At 37.2% G+C, this 17949-nt stretch carries 16 protein-coding genes; 4 read left to right on the top strand and 12 right to left on the bottom strand.

Going from position 1 to position 17949, the window contains the following annotated elements; translation table 11 throughout:
* Nucleotides 1-127: 127 nt before the first annotated feature.
* Nucleotides 128-2251, bottom strand: coding sequence for a type I pullulanase (gene pulA, locus PQ479_RS16135; RefSeq protein WP_053070309.1), 2124 nt, complete (start codon nt 2249-2251; stop codon nt 128-130).
* A gap of 218 nt (nt 2252-2469) precedes the next feature.
* Here pulA and purU point away from each other — a divergent pair, with 218 nt between their 5' ends.
* Nucleotides 2470-3354: a formyltetrahydrofolate deformylase gene (purU, locus tag PQ479_RS16130; protein WP_047987512.1), complete on the top strand. Its 885-nt coding sequence runs from the start codon at nt 2470-2472 to the stop codon at nt 3352-3354.
* A gap of 85 nt (nt 3355-3439) precedes the next feature.
* Here purU and PQ479_RS16125 read toward each other — a convergent pair whose 3' ends face one another.
* Entirely contained in the window at nt 3440-3769 is a 330-nt protein-coding gene (locus tag PQ479_RS16125) for a type II toxin-antitoxin system HicB family antitoxin (RefSeq protein ID WP_047987511.1), read from the bottom strand.
* 202 nt (nt 3770-3971) lie between these two features.
* Entirely contained in the window at nt 3972-4892 is a 921-nt protein-coding gene (locus PQ479_RS16120) for an NERD domain-containing protein (RefSeq protein ID WP_047987510.1), read from the bottom strand.
* A gap of 187 nt (nt 4893-5079) precedes the next feature.
* Between PQ479_RS16120 and cysK the strand changes: the two genes are divergently transcribed.
* Nucleotides 5080-6021, top strand: coding sequence for a cysteine synthase A (gene cysK / locus PQ479_RS16115; RefSeq protein ID WP_047987509.1), 942 nt, complete (start codon nt 5080-5082; stop codon nt 6019-6021).
* A gap of 57 nt (nt 6022-6078) precedes the next feature.
* Here the strand turns inward: cysK and pepV are convergent, their stop codons facing one another.
* Complete coding sequence (gene pepV / locus PQ479_RS16110) at nt 6079-7479, bottom strand: dipeptidase PepV (RefSeq protein WP_047987508.1); 1401 nt, start codon at nt 7477-7479, stop codon at nt 6079-6081.
* A gap of 325 nt (nt 7480-7804) precedes the next feature.
* Here pepV and PQ479_RS16105 point away from each other — a divergent pair, with 325 nt between their 5' ends.
* Nucleotides 7805-8023: a DeoR family transcriptional regulator gene (locus PQ479_RS16105; protein WP_003321166.1), complete on the top strand. Its 219-nt coding sequence runs from the start codon at nt 7805-7807 to the stop codon at nt 8021-8023.
* A gap of 89 nt (nt 8024-8112) precedes the next feature.
* Here PQ479_RS16105 and PQ479_RS16100 read toward each other — a convergent pair whose 3' ends face one another.
* The 8 genes from PQ479_RS16100 to PQ479_RS16065 all read right to left on the bottom strand — a co-directional run bounded on the left by PQ479_RS16100 (nt 8113) and on the right by PQ479_RS16065 (nt 16231).
* The gene (locus PQ479_RS16100) at nt 8113-8832 is read right to left on the bottom strand and encodes a pseudouridine synthase (protein WP_047987507.1); all 720 of its coding nucleotides are present in this window, start codon (nt 8830-8832) and stop codon (nt 8113-8115) included.
* A gap of 136 nt (nt 8833-8968) precedes the next feature.
* Entirely contained in the window at nt 8969-10144 is a 1176-nt protein-coding gene (gene rodA, locus PQ479_RS16095; protein WP_047987506.1) for a rod shape-determining protein RodA, read from the bottom strand.
* A 34-nt stretch (nt 10145-10178) separates the two neighbouring features.
* Entirely contained in the window at nt 10179-11333 is a 1155-nt protein-coding gene (gene ftsW, locus PQ479_RS16090; RefSeq protein WP_047987505.1) for a putative lipid II flippase FtsW, read from the bottom strand.
* 660 nt (nt 11334-11993) lie between these two features.
* Nucleotides 11994-13622, bottom strand: a complete 1629-nt coding sequence (locus PQ479_RS16085; protein WP_047987504.1) for a putative polysaccharide biosynthesis protein — start codon at nt 13620-13622, stop codon at nt 11994-11996.
* A 40-nt stretch (nt 13623-13662) separates the two neighbouring features.
* Nucleotides 13663-14067 (bottom strand): secondary thiamine-phosphate synthase enzyme YjbQ, encoded by a 405-nt coding sequence (locus PQ479_RS16080; protein ID WP_420535556.1) that lies wholly within the window; start codon nt 14065-14067, stop codon nt 13663-13665.
* A gap of 285 nt (nt 14068-14352) precedes the next feature.
* Nucleotides 14353-14637, bottom strand: a complete 285-nt coding sequence (locus PQ479_RS16075) for a hypothetical protein (RefSeq protein WP_420535555.1) — start codon at nt 14635-14637, stop codon at nt 14353-14355.
* A 165-nt stretch (nt 14638-14802) separates the two neighbouring features.
* Nucleotides 14803-15549: a polysaccharide deacetylase family protein gene (locus PQ479_RS16070; protein WP_273717090.1), complete on the bottom strand. Its 747-nt coding sequence runs from the start codon at nt 15547-15549 to the stop codon at nt 14803-14805.
* A gap of 4 nt (nt 15550-15553) precedes the next feature.
* Nucleotides 15554-16231, bottom strand: a complete 678-nt coding sequence (locus PQ479_RS16065) for an N-acetylmuramoyl-L-alanine amidase family protein (protein WP_053070308.1) — start codon at nt 16229-16231, stop codon at nt 15554-15556.
* Between the two features lie 419 nt (nt 16232-16650).
* Here PQ479_RS16065 and PQ479_RS16060 point away from each other — a divergent pair, with 419 nt between their 5' ends.
* Nucleotides 16651-17925: a BaiN/RdsA family NAD(P)/FAD-dependent oxidoreductase gene (locus PQ479_RS16060; protein ID WP_047987502.1), complete on the top strand. Its 1275-nt coding sequence runs from the start codon at nt 16651-16653 to the stop codon at nt 17923-17925.
* The last annotated feature ends 24 nt before the right edge of the window (nt 17926-17949 follow it).

The raw sequence follows: 17949 nt of genomic DNA, 5'->3' as shown, positions 1-17949 counted from the left end.
TCCATCTTCCCAAATTAACACTTATATAAGTATAGCTTATTTTACATGAAACTACCTTAAAAAATTTAAATTTTTTACAAAGAAAACAAAACGAAGCAGAGTTCAATTCGCTCTGCCCCTTTTATGGCTATCTCACACATACAAATGTTGAGACTGGCTTTATCTTTATCTCGTTTCCGTCGAATGTATATAATGGTATCAAAGATGCAACTTGATCGTCAACGACAACTTGCCATTTTTGTGGTTCAATTGGAACCTTACGCTCATACTCACTTGCATTAAATATGACAATAACCTGTTGCCATTTTCCGTATTTTTCCACTTGATTCAAAGAAAAACCAAAGCATTGTTCTTCAACGTGGAGCCAATTCAAATGGTTTCCAATTTCTTCATATGTAGATAAAGAGAAGGCTTTGTGGGACTTACGTATGGCGATAAGTTCTTTTACATAGTCAACGTAAGAACAATATTTTTCCCTTCTCCTCCAATCAAACTGGTTAATATAGTCAGGTGACCTATACGAGTTCTCCACCCCATATTTCGTACGAAAAAACTCTTGACCAGCATGGAGAAATGGTACGCCCTGGGCTAATAAAATCATCGCTGTCGCTAATTGATGTCTTTTTTCCCTCCACTGTTTATCTTCACTTGTACTTAAAAGTAATTTATCCCATAATGTATGGTTATCATGTGACTCTACATAATGAATCGCTTGTTCTGGACATTTGAATAACTCCGGGTTACCTACAATGCCTGACTTAATAGCTTCGAAGTCGCTTAAACTCCCCTGTATAAAACCTTTTGCTTCAAGCTGAAAAGTACTTCCTTTTAATGCATCACGGTAGGAATCTACAAAAAAAGCCACCTCTAATTGTTTGGCATTCGATAAGATAGCACGTTTTTGTTCGTCATATGTCGTTGGTAAATTCCAACCTTCTCCTAAAAGTAACACGGATGGTTTTCTCTCTTTTAGCTCCTTTGTTAGTTTGTTGATCGTATTCACATCAATAATTCCCATTAAATCAAAACGGAAACCGTCGACATCAAATTCCTCTAACCAATAAACCACACAGTCAATGATGAATTTTCGGACCATTTTTCTTTCTGTCGCTAAATCATTACCAACACCAGTACCATTGCTTAAGCTACTATCATGTCCGTAACGGAAATAATAGCCTGGTACTAATGTATGAAAATCTGATTGCTCGTGAATATACACATGATTAAAGACGACATCCAGAATAACTTGAAGATTCTCTTGATGTAATATGGCAATGAGTTTCTTCAGCTCACACACTCGTGTATAACCGTTAAACGGATCAAGAGAATAACTACCCTCCGGGCAAAAATAATGGACAACATCATAACCCCAATTGTATTCATGTGGCCAATTAGTTTCATCGACACTACCAAAGTCAGCGACTGGTAATAACTCTACATGTGTTATTCCTAGCTCTTTTAAGTAATCCATTCCTGTTCGTTTATTGTTCAAGCTCGTTCCTTGCTCTGTCAAACCTACGTACTTTCCCTTTTCTTTTATTCCATTATGTCTTCCAATTGTAAAATCACGAATATGCATCTCATAAATAATAGCTTCTACTGGTCGAATTTCAGTCGTTGGTACAGGCCATTGCGACGGGTTCGTTTTTTCCAAATGACCAATCATCGCCTTTTCCCCATTAACGGTTAACAATTTCGCATACGGGTCATTGGCTGTTGCCCATTCACCATTCACACATACATGGTATTGATAGAAATACCCTTCAAATTGTCTTGGCAATGTAAGTCGCCACACACCCTTCTCTGTTCGAAACAGGGGAATAATCTCGATTTCTTTGCATGACCAATCAACCGAAAGAAGCAGCTGCATTTTCGTTGCGGTCGGTGCCCAAACCGCCCAATGATAATGTTCATTTTGAAGTGAAAGGCCTAAATCGTCACCATGATACGTATATAGTTCTTCAAACATTTGAGTTCTTACAACCTCTTCAGCTATTTTGACTGTGAACTTGATTCCATCGATGTTGACTTGATAATGATTACCTAATATATAAATTTGTTCTAATTTTAAATAAAGTTTTTGTTTATTTTCTAAATGAATAGAAAATGATACGTACTCATTCGTCCCATCGCTCATCGATAAAAGTGAAAGCTTTTCTGATTTGAAAATTTCATTACCTTCTATAACAATCGTATATAAATCAATGAGTCTAACGTCTTTGATTATTGATTGGACACGAACCTTATCCATGACCCTCACCCCTTTTTTTACAGCTACACTTACGATATAAAGACCCTCTCCTATTGATGTATATCCCAAATAAAATGCCCTTATACGATTGATACCATTAACAATATGTATAAACTTTTGAATTCCCTTACCCTAATTAATGCTAGGCAAAAGCTAGTTATTCCGATAAAATGTAATCGATCACGTAGAGAGATTTTCACCAAAAGATATTTTCTAGGATGGGGGTTTCAACATTGAGTGACAAACAATTAAACCGAGCTCGTTTGCTCGTTTCTTGCCTAGATCGACCAGGAATCGTCTCCGTTTTATCTACATTTTTATTTAAACGCGGAGCTAACATTGTCCAATCGGATCAATATTCTACCGATCCAGCCGGCGGTATGTTTTTTATGAGAATTGAGTTTGATTTACATGAAGACGATACATTTCAACAAATGAATGAACAGTTTACTGAAATCGCCTCACAATTTCAACTCCATTGGCAATTGAGCCTTGCTCGTAAAAAAAAGAAAATGGCTATTTTTGTTTCGAAGGAAGATCATTGTTTAATGGAGCTTTTGTGGAAATGGAGAGCAGGCGAGCTCGACGTTGACATTCCCTTAGTCATTAGTAATCATCCTGACAGTAAACAAGTTGTTGAAAATTACGGTATACCTTTTTATCACATTCCTGTAAACAAGGAGAACAAACTTGAGGCTGAAACAAAAATGATGAAGTTACTTCAGCAAGCAGAAATTGATTTCTCGGTCTTAGCCCGGTACATGCAAATACTATCGCCTTCTTTCGTTGAACGTTTTCCCGATCGAATTATTAATATTCACCATTCATTTTTACCCGCATTTATTGGCGCCAACCCTTATGCAAAGGCGTTTGAACGTGGTGTGAAATTAATTGGAGCTACCGCCCATTATGTGACGAATGATTTAGATGAAGGACCGATTATTGAACAAGATGTTATTCGGTCCCATCATAGATACTCCTCAGATGAACTCCGAGTCCTAGGGCGCAATGTTGAAAGAACGACGCTAGCTCGTGCAGTACGATGGCATATTGATGATCAAGTAATCGTTCATGGAAATAAAACGATCGTATTTTCCTCATAACTAAAAAAATACCTTTATTTCCAATGAGATCACAAAAAAACTCAGGTAGATAATATCTATACCTGAGTTTTTTGAGTTACATGAATTAGCCCTGCTTTTCTTGTAACATTTTTAGTTCTGTATTTATATATTGAAACTCTTCTTCATTCATGTCTGTTTCTAAGTAAATGAGTTGTCCGCCATCATTTGTATCTGGTAATAATTGTTCACCGTTGGTTCTGATCCAAAGCTGCAAGGATTCCTTTAAGCCTCTCTTAGCTTCGTAAATGGTATCTCCAAAGCTAACACAACCATCTGCACCGATAATCTCAAACATAAACTCAGTTCCACCTAACCAGTTTGGCACTCGCCTAACAGACCATGAAAATTCTTCAGGCTGAACGATATGAATTTCACCCGATCTTCCGTTAATCATGTAGTCCCTCCTTCATCCATTCATTCGTTCAAATTTCCAAATTGAGTATAATCCGTCCCTTGTCACAAAGCATCTATCTCAAGTGATTTGTATTTTCCATCTATACCCATTTAAGGAGTTACTAAAACCCATTATTCATTTGACACATACTTAGTCATTATAAAGATTTTATAATTGCTTTTCAATACTAATGATATTTTTACTATTCATGAAATTCTTCCACTTCATCGCCATTTTCAACAATTTTTGTTTGGCAATAAGATAAAAGTATAAGAGCAAGGTCACATTGTGTTCTTTTAATTGGAGATGATGTCTTCGTAAGTTTGTCCATCCATTGTTTATAGTTTCTTTTATCAACGAATTCAACTGTTGAGCCCTGAAGTTTATTATCAATCATACTTTCTGGAGATAAGACAACTTTGCGAATGGGAAATGACAGTTGTTCTTTTTTTAATATGTACTGAATGACATTAGACATTCTTGATAAGCTTAGTAAAGGGCTTAGACGTTTTTGTTGTTTCTGATGAATATACTCTATCCAAAACCTCTCTGAGCTTGCTTCAAATACACTTAGATTTTCGCCCTCAAGAATCGTTACACAATAAATTTCGGAGGGACTAATGACTATTACCTCCATCTCCACTTCCGCATTTTTCACAAAAAAAGTCGGGTGATAAAGCAAAAAGAAGTTGTCTGGTATACGTGTACAAAATGACTTTAGGTGCTTATCTCCAAAGTAGAATGAATCTAAATTGGAGCGCTCACCTAAAGAAGAGCTTGCCCAAGTCATTTGTGATTCAAACATTAAATCGAGAAATTCCTCTCTCTTTCTTTGCAATTGGTTCTCTGAAGCTTCTTTAGGGTCTAAGTCTGTCGTTGTTTGTTGTTGTATAAAATGAGTTAATTTCTTTAATTTTTTCATAAACGGATTTAACTTTTTATGATTAATTGGGCTTGATTCTTCCATGACCATCTGGTCTGGCTTTCGCCATTGACTTTGTTCCCATTCGGTCTTGATATAATACCAATGTTCTTTTTTCTTACGTGTAAATTGGTTAACATACTGGTTGAATTCCCCTTGATATCGAGACACATAATCTGCTAATTTTATTAAATGAGCCATGGCTACCTCCACCATTTATAAGTTGATCGTTATATCGGCAAAAAAATAAAAAATTATAGACGACCATTTTATTGAGGGTAATAACGTGTGGATGTTGGCTGCTAGACCTGTCTGGCGACTGTACCTTTGTTTATATTCGGTACCTTATGGTAAAATAACATGACTAGTTTAAAGGAAGTGAAACGTTATGAAGGTAGTAACGAACATGGCACAATTAATTGGTGATACACCTTTATTACGCTTAAATCGGGTGACATCCCCACATGGTGCGACTGTTTATTTAAAACTTGAAATGCAAAACCCTAGTGGTAGCGTGAAAGATCGTGCTGCCTTTAATATGATTGTTGAGGCAGAAAAGCAAGGACTAATTACGCCTGGTTCCACAATCATCGAACCAACATCGGGTAATACAGGCATCGGTTTAGCTATGAACGCAGCAGCGAGAGGTTACCGGGCAATGATTGTCATGCCTGATACGATGTCTAAAGAAAGAATTAACCTTTTGAAAGCTTATGGTGCAGAGGTTGTCTTAACCGATGGTAACCTTAAGATGCCTGGAGCTATTGATAGAGCCTATGCCTTGCAACAAGAAATCCCGAATAGTTTTTTACCGATGCAATTCAAAAATCAAGCAAATCCTGATGCTCATAGGAAAACAACGGCCATCGAAATACAAGAAGCCGTTAAAGAAATTGGCAAACCGCTTGCGGCTTTTGTCGCAGCTTCTGGGACTGGTGGAACCATTACTGGTACTGGTGAAGAGCTCAAGAAATTTTATCCTGAACTTCTTGTAAAAGTCGTAGAGCCTCTAGGTTCACCCGTCTTATCAGGAGGAAGACCAGGACCTCACAAATTGGTTGGGACAAGCCCTGGATTTATTCCTCCTATTCTTAATACAGATGTATATGATGAAATATTAAAAATTTCTGATGAAGATGCTTATGAAACGGTAAGATCCTTAGCTAAAAAAGAAGGCATTCTAGTTGGCCCTTCTTCTGGTGCCGCATGTTATGCTGCTATGGAAGTAGCCAAAAATTTACCAAATGACCAAATTGTCATTACGATTGCCTGTGACACAGGTGAACGTTATCTATCCACAGACCTCTTTAACTATGAAGATAATGAATAATAACACTTAAGAGCCAAAGCCGCTTAACCAACGCTTTGGCTTTTTGACTTTTTACGTTTATTTGGCTAGTTCGTATAAGGCCTCTGCGTAAATAGCCGTCATCTTTAATAAGTCTTCTACGATGATATATTCATTTTTTTGATGGGCTAAATCTTCCCTACCAGGAAATTGAGCACCAAAAGCGACACCTTTTTCTAAGGCTCTTGCGTATGTTGCTCCACCTGTTGATAATAATACAGCTTGTTGTCCGGTCTGCCTCTCATATACGGATTGAAGAATTCGAATTTCTTCCTCTTGTTCAGATACAAAATTAGCGTTCATTTCGCTCTTCACCTGACAAGTAAAGGATAATTCTTCTGCTTGTTGCTTTATAGCAAACAAAGCTTTATCCATCGGCACTTCAACAGGAACTCGAATGTTTAACCCAATGATGCCTTCTTCTTTAGAAAAATTAAAAATTCCAGCATTCACTGTTAAAGCACCTGAAACGCTGTCACTACAGGCAATATTCAGTTTTTGACCATCCGAATCTATATATTCGTTTATAAACGATAGGTATTGTTCCGCTCGCTCTTGTAAAGATAATGTCAATAAAAATTCAGTTAATAGCAAGCCGGCATTGATACCTTTTTCAGGAGTTGAACCATGGACTGATACGCCTTCACATTGTAAAATTAAGTGCTCTCCTTCCACATATGCTCGTCCGAGGTATTCGGATTCTGATAGCCATCTCTCAAATTTTAATCGAACCTGATCTTCTGAAGTCCCAGCTATTATCGAAGCACGGGCTGTATCAGGTACCATATTCAAACGTTCTCCGCTATTAAACTCAATGAGCTCCAAATTTGATTGACAATCGCTATCTCCTTTAAATTGTAATTCAACGTCTAATAAGCCTTTTTCTGCATTAATAATAGGAAAGTCAGCATCAGGGGCGATTCCAAAGCTTGGCATTTCCTCATGCTTTTGATAATACTCCACACACCGCCAGTCGCTTTCCTCATCTGTACCAATAATTAAGCGAATTCTTTTGGATAATGGCAGTTTTAACTCTTTAATAATTTTCATTGCAAAATAAGCAGCCATTGTTGGTCCTTTATCATCCATTGCACCACGTGCATAAATTCTGCCATTTTCTAACGGTGCCCCAAAAGGAGGATAATCCCAACCTTTACCAGCAGGAACTACATCCAAATGACCTAGGACTCCTATCATATCTTTTCCTTCTCCTAATTCAATAACTCCTGCATAACCGTCAACATTCTTTACAAAAAATTCATCTTTTTTTCCTATTTCTAATATAAAGTCCAACGCTTTACCAATTTCTACTCCAAATGGTTGACCTTTTTTACTTGTACTTTCATCCAAAACGCTTGGTATTTGTAGGAAATCCTGTGTTCTTTCTATTAACTCTTTATGATATTTTTCTACCTCTAACTTCCAATTTATCGTTGACATATCGATTCTCCTTGTTAATGAATGTGCCAAAAGTTTTGATTGTTTTTTGAAAATGGTGTACACTATACCAAACGAGGGTGATTGGTTTTATTTTTGAACCAATAATAGTATTAGCATATCCCTACAACACGAAACTTCATCACACTACTATTTTGACTTATTATTATGGAACACCCGGTCGCTTTGCTTCAGCAGCATCGGGTAGCCTACATGAATCCCTTGTCACTATATTCCGGTCAATTAGTCATAAGTCTGCATGTCGTAGCAACTTGCTACATACACATCTTGTAAAGACTAGACTCAATTATGAAAGGTGAGTGGTTATTTGAATACTTCAACTGATCGTATGCTGACTCGAATTAAATCCATCTACCTCTACATCAAACAAAGGGGCACCGTCACGACGAATGAATTAGTTGAAGAGTTCGGGATTACGCAGCGGACGATCCAACGAGATCTCAATGTATTAGAGTACAATAAGCTTGTTGAAAGTCCTACTCGAGGAAAATGGAGCGTCACAAAGAAAAAAATTCGGATCTCATAATGCTTGAATAGAAACCCAGTCTTTTATTAAAGGCTGGGTTTCAACTGCTTTCATGTACGTGCAATGCTTGATCGTTTTTTTATTCTTCCTTATCGTTTACCAACTAATAATTGCTTCTCCTGCTCCGTCAATTCACGGTAATCTCCGAGCTTTAGATTCGAATCCAATTCTAACGCTCCCACTTTTAACCGTTTTAATTCAGTTACTTCTTTATCTCGAGCTAGAAACATTCTTTTTACTTGATGAAACTTCCCTTCCGAAATCGTTAATAAAATTTCGGATGTCTCATTACTATCTACAATCACTAATTCACCAGGTTTCGTCATATAGCCATCATCCAACTTAACTCCTTCTCGGAAAGCCTTTTGATCTTCTTCGTTTACTCTTCCTCTTATTTTCGCCCAATACTGCTTGGTGACATGTTTTCTTGGTGACATCAAGGCATGAGAGAAATCACCGTCATTCGTCAATAATAATAACCCTTCTGTATCTTTATCTAATCGCCCGACTGGAAAAGGCGCGTAAATGCTTTGTAAATCCTCATCCAATAGGTCAATGACAGTTCGATGAAGCTTGTCATGCGTTGCACAAATCACTCCTTTAGGTTTATTCATCATGACATAAATATACGGTTTATATTCGACTTCCTGACCATCCACTTGAACCTTTTCTTTCTCGGGATCCACCTTTATGGAAGGATCTTTCACGATTTGGTCGTTCACGAAAACCTTACCTTTTTTAAATAATGGCTTTACTTCTTTTCTTGAGCCATAACCCATATTCGCAAGTAATTTATCTATCCTAATCATCTATATCCCCCTACGTCATTCTTGTTAACTGCCAGTAAGGGCTTTATGTTAAGAAGCTGCTAACTACTCCATCACCCTTGTAAAACTTGCCTTTTTTTGAAAAAGAAAGAGCTGATAATCAAAACGATTAGCAACTCTACTCTAATTCATCACTTTCAAACATATAGTGCTTCGTTCTCATATTGACATTCATCACGATGCCCATGGCAACCATATTCGTAATAAGTGCCGTTCCTCCATAACTGATAAATGGAAGAGCAAGACCCGTTATTGGCATTAACCCAACCGTCATCGCGATATTTTGGAAAATCTGGAAAACAAATAATCCGATAATACCAGCCACTAAATAGGTACCAAATAAGTTATTACATGTCAAAGCGATAATAACCATCCGGTAAAACAAAAAGAAATAGGTTACAAGCAAAATCGTCGCTCCGATAAAACCAAATTCTTCTCCAATCACTGTGAAGATAAAATCGGTATGAATCTCCGGAATTGTGTCACTTTGAGTTTGAACCCCTTGTAAGAACCCTGAACCATACAGCTGACCTGATCCAATACCCTTTAATGCCTCCACAAGCTGATAACCTTCAGCCCCTGATGTACCATATGGGTCTAGCCAACCGTAAATCCTCGATAGCTGATGATCTTCAATAAAGAAAAAGAATAATTCTGGGTGATGATTATGAAGCCACACTAACGCTGCTAACCCCATAAACACAAGACCAACTAAAGATAAAATAATCCTCCAGCCAATACCCGAAACTAAAATAATTGTAGCTATTAGAGCAGCAATAACTAAGGCTGTTCCTAAATCAGGTTGTTTAAGTATAAGGAAAAAGGGTGGTAAACCGACCGCTAAGATTTTCCCTAAAATAAGTAAGTCTGTTTTAATATCATGACTTCGCCTCGAAACCGTAATACGGTAAAGTAAATGAGCTAACGTTAATACAAGAATAACCTTCATAAATTCCGAGGGCTGAATCGTTGTAAAACCTAAGTCTACCCAGCGCTGTGCCCCATTACGAAAAACACCTAAAGGGGTTTCGACTAAAATAAGTAAGATCATACCGATAATATAAAGAGGAATGGTAAAATTTTTAAATAGGTCATAATCCATTACCATCATCACGATCATAATGATAAAACCACCTACATAAAAGATTACCTGTCTCTGTACATAAAAGAAAGGATCGGTATGATACTGCCCTGCCGCACTGTATATCGCAACTAAGCTAAAACACATCAGCACGAACAACAAAAACAATGTCGTATAATCAATTTGTTGTAGGCTTGTTTTTTGTTCCTTCATTGTTCCCTCCAAACGAAACAACTACCCATCTATGTTAAGCTGGAACTTGTTCCTCCACATTTTCCATATTTCGTTTTTGCCTTTTATTATTCCTTGATATGTTCGCAATAATAGCTAAACCTATAAAGGTTACGAGTAAAGATGAGCCGCCATTACTAACTAATGGAAGGGTAACCCCTGTTATCGGTAATAATCCTGTCACCGCACCTACATTAAAGACAATTTGAATTGCCATTAAAAAGACGATTCCAAAAGCTAATAGGCTACCAAATGGTGACCGACTCTTTGTACCGATGACTACACCGCGGAATATAATAATCGCATAACATACAAAAATAAAAAGTACTCCTAATATCCCTAATTCTTCTGCCACGACCGCTAAAATAAAATCCGTATGTGCCTCTGGTAGATATAATAATTTCTGTACACCTTGTCCTAGACCGGTTCCGGTTAAACCTCCATGAGCAATAGCTATGTAAGATTGAACAAGATGATATCCTTCTCCCCACATATCGGCAAAGGGATCCATAAACCCTGTAATTCTTTGCATTCGATATTCTTCGGAACGAACAAAAAAGACAAATACGGAAACCCCTACTATTGCTAGTCCTAATAAATGTCGGAATTTTGCTCCTGAGAAAAAGGCTAGTAGCATGGCAACAGCCATAATGGATGTTGCGGTACCAAGATCGGGCTGTAACATGATTAAGCCAAATATAACGCCCACCATAATGAGAGGTGGCATAACGCCTACTAGAAATTTATCAATATAGGCTTGTTTTTGTGTATAAACCTGAGCTAAGTAAATAATAACTCCTAGCTTTACAAACTCTGAAGGTTGAATGACACCTAGACCTGGAATTCGAATCCAGCGTTCGGCACCGCCTACAGTATGACCTATTCCTGGTGTTTTCACAAGGATTAGTAAAATGATTGAGATAATGATGATGATAACGGATAAGTTCCGATAATAACGAAATGGGACATGCATCACGAATAAGAATGCACATGTAGCAATGATAAACCACATGATTTGTCTTTTTATAAAGTAATACGGATCGGAATTCGCTGTTTCTGCGATACCTATAGCATAGCTAGCACTAAATACCATAACTAAGCCAAATGTAGCAAGGAGGAAAACCGTTAAGATCAATAGCCAGTCATTGTCTTTTATAAATGAATACTTCATATCCTCCCCTCTTTCTATTTAGGATTCGAGTTTATTTTGTATGAAAGTTACTTATGGGCGATAGTTTGTGCCGTGAAGTTAGCTCGTCATCCATCTTGCGATCAATGACCTTAGTAGGACAGTGCTCCCTGTTCCTTACGTTCAAATAACATCTGCCCATTTATAAACATGTCTTTTATGTAAAGCCCTTTTATATTTTTGGTTATTAAGAGGTATTTTTGCCTCTGTTTTGTTCATTTGGTACTACTTGTCCATGTTAGTTTAATTATAGCAAAGCTCTTTTCATTTCTAAAGAGCAATCCGCTTGAACCTTTGTCTAAATTGAGCAAAAGATTGCTACACACTTTTATAAGCTTAATATAAACGTTCACTTTCAAATATTTAATGCTTTGTTCTCATATTCAGATTCATCACAAGTACAATAACAACCCTATTGATTATTAGTGCGGTACCTTCATAACGACTGCACCTAATGCCTGAGTTCCTCTAATTTGAAATACAACATACACGTAAACACTAATGTATACGCCCAGTTTACTCCTTCTTTCCCCTTAACTAACTATAGACTGCATATATACCTTACTTTTTTACTTTAGTGTATAACGAACGCCCCTTCTAAGGAAGAGGCGTTCGTATTTTACACGATTTTATGAAAATGGTTTATTTTGATTTTTTCTTATAATTTAATAAGTCAAAGCGTTCGCCTAGAATCTGCCCTGCCAAACGTGAACGTACAGCTAAGAAGAAATAGATAATCACACCGACCATAACAGAAACGAGCATGACAACAAAGCTATTCAATCTACTTTCTAGAGGTAAAAATTGCTGCAAACCTTCACTAATAATCCATACCCCTACCGCCATAATAGTAGAGAATATGACCATTAACAGTAATCTTTTTAAGATAAAACCATAGCGATAATCGGCATAATACCCGATTGCCCATACATTAATAGCAATAGAAACTGTAAAACTTAAATAACTGGAATAAATAGCTCCAAATTCTCCAAACCATAGGATGAATAAATAATTCGTTAATGCCTTTACAATTAAACCAATTAATAAAGCTACCACAGCAAATTTTTGCCTATTCATTCCTTGTAAAATAGCAGCTGTGACCGCGAATAAAGAAAACCATAAAGCTATCGGTCCATAAATACTAATTACTTCACCACCAAGCACAGCTTGAGCGGATCCAAATAATGAGTAATAGATGCTATCTCCAAGTACAGCCATTCCAATCGCAGCTGGTAATGAGATAAATAAGATAATTTGATATGTTTGTGTGATTTGCTTTTGTAATGTACCTTGATCCTCACTTATAAATGATTTCGTAATAGTCGGTACAAGCGTAATGGATAATGCCGTTGCCAATGCCATAGGAATTAAGACAATTTTATGAGCCATACCGCTATAAATACCAAAAAAGCTCGTTGCTTCAGGAAAGTCAATGGCCCTTAATCCTGCCGGAACTGAAAACAAATCGATAAATTGGTACAAAGGGATTGCCAAGCCTACAAATGAAATCGGGATCGCATATAGTAGTAACTCTTTATACATGTCCTTTAACTTGATATCATGATGGACAGTAGAAGCTTCAACACTTTTTAAGATACCTTTCCTTCGTTTAAACCAATAATATAAGAGTACGGCTAGTCCACCGAGACCTCCCACAAATGCACCAAATACAGCAAACCCTACAGCCAACACTTGGTTACCACTACCTACATTCATGATAAAAAAAGCGGCCGCTAAAATAAAACTAATACGTACGATTTGCTCTAAGACTTGCGAGACACTCGTTGGTCCCATTGATTGAAAACCTTGAAAATAACCCCTGATAATAGCCATTACAGGTACAATAATTAACGCAAAACTAACCATTCTAATAGCAAAGACAATATCCGTTATAGAAAAGTGGTCTTCACCAGCAGCCGCATCAGGTGAAATACGTGGTGCCAATATAGGTGCTAAAAAGAAAAGGAACAAAAAAGCCACCGTACCTGATATAGCCATAAAAACTAAACCAGAGCGAAATAGTCGATATCCGGTCTCGTAATCACCTAACGTCTGGTATTTTGATACAAATTTTGACACAGCTAATGGAACACCTGCTGTTGCTAAACTCAACATAACGGTGTATGGAATATAACCAAATTGGTACAATGTAATTCCTTCAGCTCCAACGATATGAGAAAAAGGAATGATATAAATAAAACCGAGTATTTTAGATATAAGTGTGGCTGCGGTTAAAACCATTGTTCCACGTAGTAATTTTGAATCTGCCATCCGTTCCCCCTGCCTATTAATACCCCATCATTAAATTCTTTTATCCTTCAATTATTTTTACGTAATAATCTCGGTAGCGAGGTCCATCAAACTCACAAAAATAGATACCTTGCCAAGTACCTAAAATTAGCTCTCCACCTTCAATAATAATTGATTGTTGCACACCAACTGTACTTGCTTTTAAATGGGCAGCCGAATTGCCCTCCATATGTTTGTACAGGTTATGAAACCAAGGATAGACCTCATCTAGACGCATGAGCATATCATGTTTCACATCTGGGTCCGCATTTTCATTAATCGTAATTCCAGCTGTTGTATGGGGGCAATATACATATACCACACCATTTTTCACACCTGAAGTATGAATAATCCGTTTGACTTCCTCGGTTATATCGACCATTTCATCACGTTGATTCGTCTGCGTACTTCTTTTCCGTAGCACCATTATGCCCCCCAATTAGCGACTAGAAAAATTTATAGAATACTTATTAGAATATACTACTGATTCCTATGTATTTCAAACGTTACTAAGCTATATGAAGTTGGCAAGTGTTTCTCTATATGTGTTAGCAAGTTTCCCCCAAAAAATCGATATCTAAATAACGAGGGGTATCTGCATTTTGTAAACCCTTTACTCAGAATCCTACTCTTATTATATAGGATTGGCGTTAAATGTCGTTAACTTTATGAAAAAAATGATAAAAGGACACTCTTTATTCAAGTGTCCTTTTTATTCTTGTTCTTGTTTTGGTGTTCGGTAAGCTCTTAGTGCTGTTTTTATCGAAGCATAGGTACCTATAGCAGCTGCTCCATAAAAGAAACCCATAAATATACCAGCTGCAAGGTCATGTCGATGACTGATAAAGATGGATACTGAATATCCAATGATATTGGCCAAAGTCGGTACCCATGCTTTGTTTAGTTTAAAAGTAATCTTGAGAATCTGTGTGACAATAATAATGGTTGGTACGGCTAAAGTGGCATCCCAAAAGTTTGTTTGAATATCAGGGAACATGATGGCTCTCCTTACGTTCTATTTTGAAAATGATGCTGATTATGTGCGGAGTTCTACTTGCAGCTACCGAAAAGTCATGCTTCACGTCCTGTGGGCTGAGCTAATTATTGGTAATGGTCTTTGGACTTCCGTTTTGCCATGACACCGTTTTAGCCTCTGACCATCTTATCTTCCATTCATTAAATCATTCATTCGAACTTCTAATAATTCCGAGACAGTTATAAAGGAGTAGCCTTCTTTTTTTAATGTTGGGATAATAGATTCGAGAGCTTGTATCGTATTATTACGACTTCCTCCAAAATCATGAAACAGAACAATATCGCCATTTCTCGCATTCGTTATGACTTGATTGATTATCCGACCTGCATAGGTATTCGAATCCCAATCTCTCGTATCTTGATGCCAGGACCACATTACCGTCATATAACCAAGTTCTGTAGTCAAATTCACTACACGCTCATTAAACACACCACCTGGCGGCCGGAAAAGCGTGGGCTTGATACCTATTTCTTGATAGATTAAATCCCCTGTTTTTATAACCTCTTCTTTGATCTGTTCTTCATTTAATCGATTCATTTCTCTATGTGAATAACTGTGATTAGCAATTTCATGCTTCTTTTCAAAAAGGTCATGTATGAGCCCAGGCTCTAACTCTACTTGCTTACCCGTTACAAAAAAAGTGCCCCTTGCACCATACTTCTCTAATATTTGAGCGATATCTAAGGTGTATGTAGGGTCTGGCCCATCATCAAAGGTCAAACAAATGACTGGTTGATCAGTTGGATAATCCCAAATCACTTGTCCCTTTGACTCATAGTACGAACGATCTTTTTCAAGAGCAGTTACTTCTGAGACACTGAACAATACCATAAAAACAAGTAACATCCATTTTCCTTTTTTAATCAGATTCACCCCTTCACCATTCCTCTTGAATTCCAATTAAAGTCATATATTCATTAATTCCTTCGACCATCACTTGAACAATCTCTGATCTTATCTGCTCATCAAGCATCTTCGCCCTATCTCCTGAATGGCTAATAAAACCAAGCTCAGTAATAATCGCAGCGGTATCCGTATAGTTCATTAAGTAATACTTTTTCCCTTTTAACACAGATAAATCTGTTTGATACAAATTATTAAGGTGCTTTTGGATAATCGTTGCTAGAGAATAACTTTTATCATTTTTTTGATAAATAACAATCGGACCGTGTGCTTTCTTACTTTTTGACCAATTGATATGTACACTTAAATAAATCGTTGGTTTCAATACATTGGCGATAAAAGCTCGTTGCCTTAAATCTTTAGAATGCCGATTTAATCTTGGCCCCTTATAATCGTCACTTAATGCATAATCATCAATTCTCGTTATAGCGACTTGGTAATTGGCATCTGCTAGCTGTCGATATAATTCTAATCCAAATAATAAATTGATTTCCTTTTCTAATATTCCATTAAAAGATGTGCCACCATCAACTCCACCATGACCGACGTCAATAATGACATCATATTGAGGCTTCAAAAATGCCTGAACCGGCATTTGATAACTGACTAACAACATCAAACAGAGTGGCCATACAACCATCAACTTTTTCACAACAAATCCCCCAAAACTTCAATCATACTTCTATTTTCTATATTTATCAGCTGACTTATACATCCTATTACATATATGATGATTCTCCATTCAAACGTAAAGAGAATGTATAAATGCTAGGACTATTCGAGTGGATGCCACAACAAACTAACCATTTCACTTTTCCTTTGTTTATTTCATTTTATATGAATGATGTTAAATTGTTTTGTGAACTTGAGAATTAGCAGTAACCCAGCGGAAGAAATGCAGCGGCGCCACCCCGGAGGACGCGGAACGAGCATTTCTGTAGCGACGAGTAACACTCTCTCTTTGCACTTTCTTAAAAAATGTTTAATTCCATAGCATAATGCTTATTCTGGTGATATGATAAGAAACAGTTTAAAACGAATAATTCTATGAATAACTAAAGGGTGAATGTAATGTACGATGTAATAATTATAGGAGGTGGCCCCTCGGGACTCATGGCTTCTGTTGCCGCCGCCCAGCACGGTGCCAAAGTACTTTTGATAGATAAAGGTGACAAATTAGGCCGAAAACTAGCCATTTCTGGTGGTGGTCGCTGTAATGTCACTAACCGTATGGAGCGAAAACAATTAATCGAGCACATACCAGGAAACGGCAAATTCATGCATAGCCCTTTCTCTGTTTTTGATAATGAAAATATCATTACATTTTTTGAGAATTTAGGGATTGAATTAAAAGAAGAAGACCGAGGTAGAATGTTTCCCGTCAGTGATAAAGCCAAAACCGTCGTTGATACTTTATTAAAAAGAATACGTACTCTTAATGTTGATATTAAAACCAATCATAAAGTTACCGATATCGAATATCGTGATGAGTACGTACATGCTGTTGTTTTGGACAACGGATCTTCTATAGAAACGAAAAATATCATCATCGCTTCTGGTGGGAAATCAGTCCCGCACACGGGTAGTACCGGTGATGGATATCCATGGGCTCAAAAAGCCGGTCATACGATCACCGAGTTATATCCAACAGAAGTACCGATTACTTCCAATGAATCGTTTATTCAAGATAAGAGCTTACAAGGCTTGGCATTAAGAGATATCGAACTCTCGGTTATCAATCCAAAGGGCAAAAGGATTATTACACATGATGGTGACATGATTTTTACTCATTTTGGTATTTCCGGTCCTGCAGCACTTCGATGTAGCCAATTTGTTGTCAAAGCTTTGAAAAAGTTCAAAGTAAATACGATAGACATATACATCGATCTAATGCCAACGATCAATCAAGAAGAGGTATTCCAACTACTAAATAAAAAACTAAAAGCAGATCCTAAAAAAACGATGCGTAATGTTCTAAAAGGCTTTTTACCTGAGCGCTTTTTATTGTTTCTTTTTGAGCATTTGCAGATCGATGCTTCCCAAACACAAGCTAATATATCTCATGAAGACCTTCGCAACCTTGCTCTTCATTGTAAGCAGTTTCCACTACGAGCCAATGGAACATTATCGATAGAAAAAGCATTCGTTACTGGTGGTGGTGTTTCAGTGAAAGAAATAGAGCCAAAAACGATGCACTCTAAAAAGAAAACAGGGTTGTATTTTTGTGGGGAAGTTTTAGATATTCATGGATATACGGGTGGTTATAATATTACCTGTGCTTTTTCGACAGGTTTTACAGCCGGAAAATCAGCAGCTGAACGTCAAGGAACCTCTCATACGCTATAATCAAAAGAAAAGGCTTCGATATTA

Source organism: Alkalihalobacillus pseudalcaliphilus (assembly GCF_028610675.1).
Lineage (GTDB): Bacteria > Bacillota > Bacilli > Bacillales > Bacillaceae_D > Alkalihalobacillus > Alkalihalobacillus pseudalcaliphilus.
Note: the sequence above shows the minus strand (reverse complement) of the source record. Positions and strands in the feature narration are given on the sequence as shown.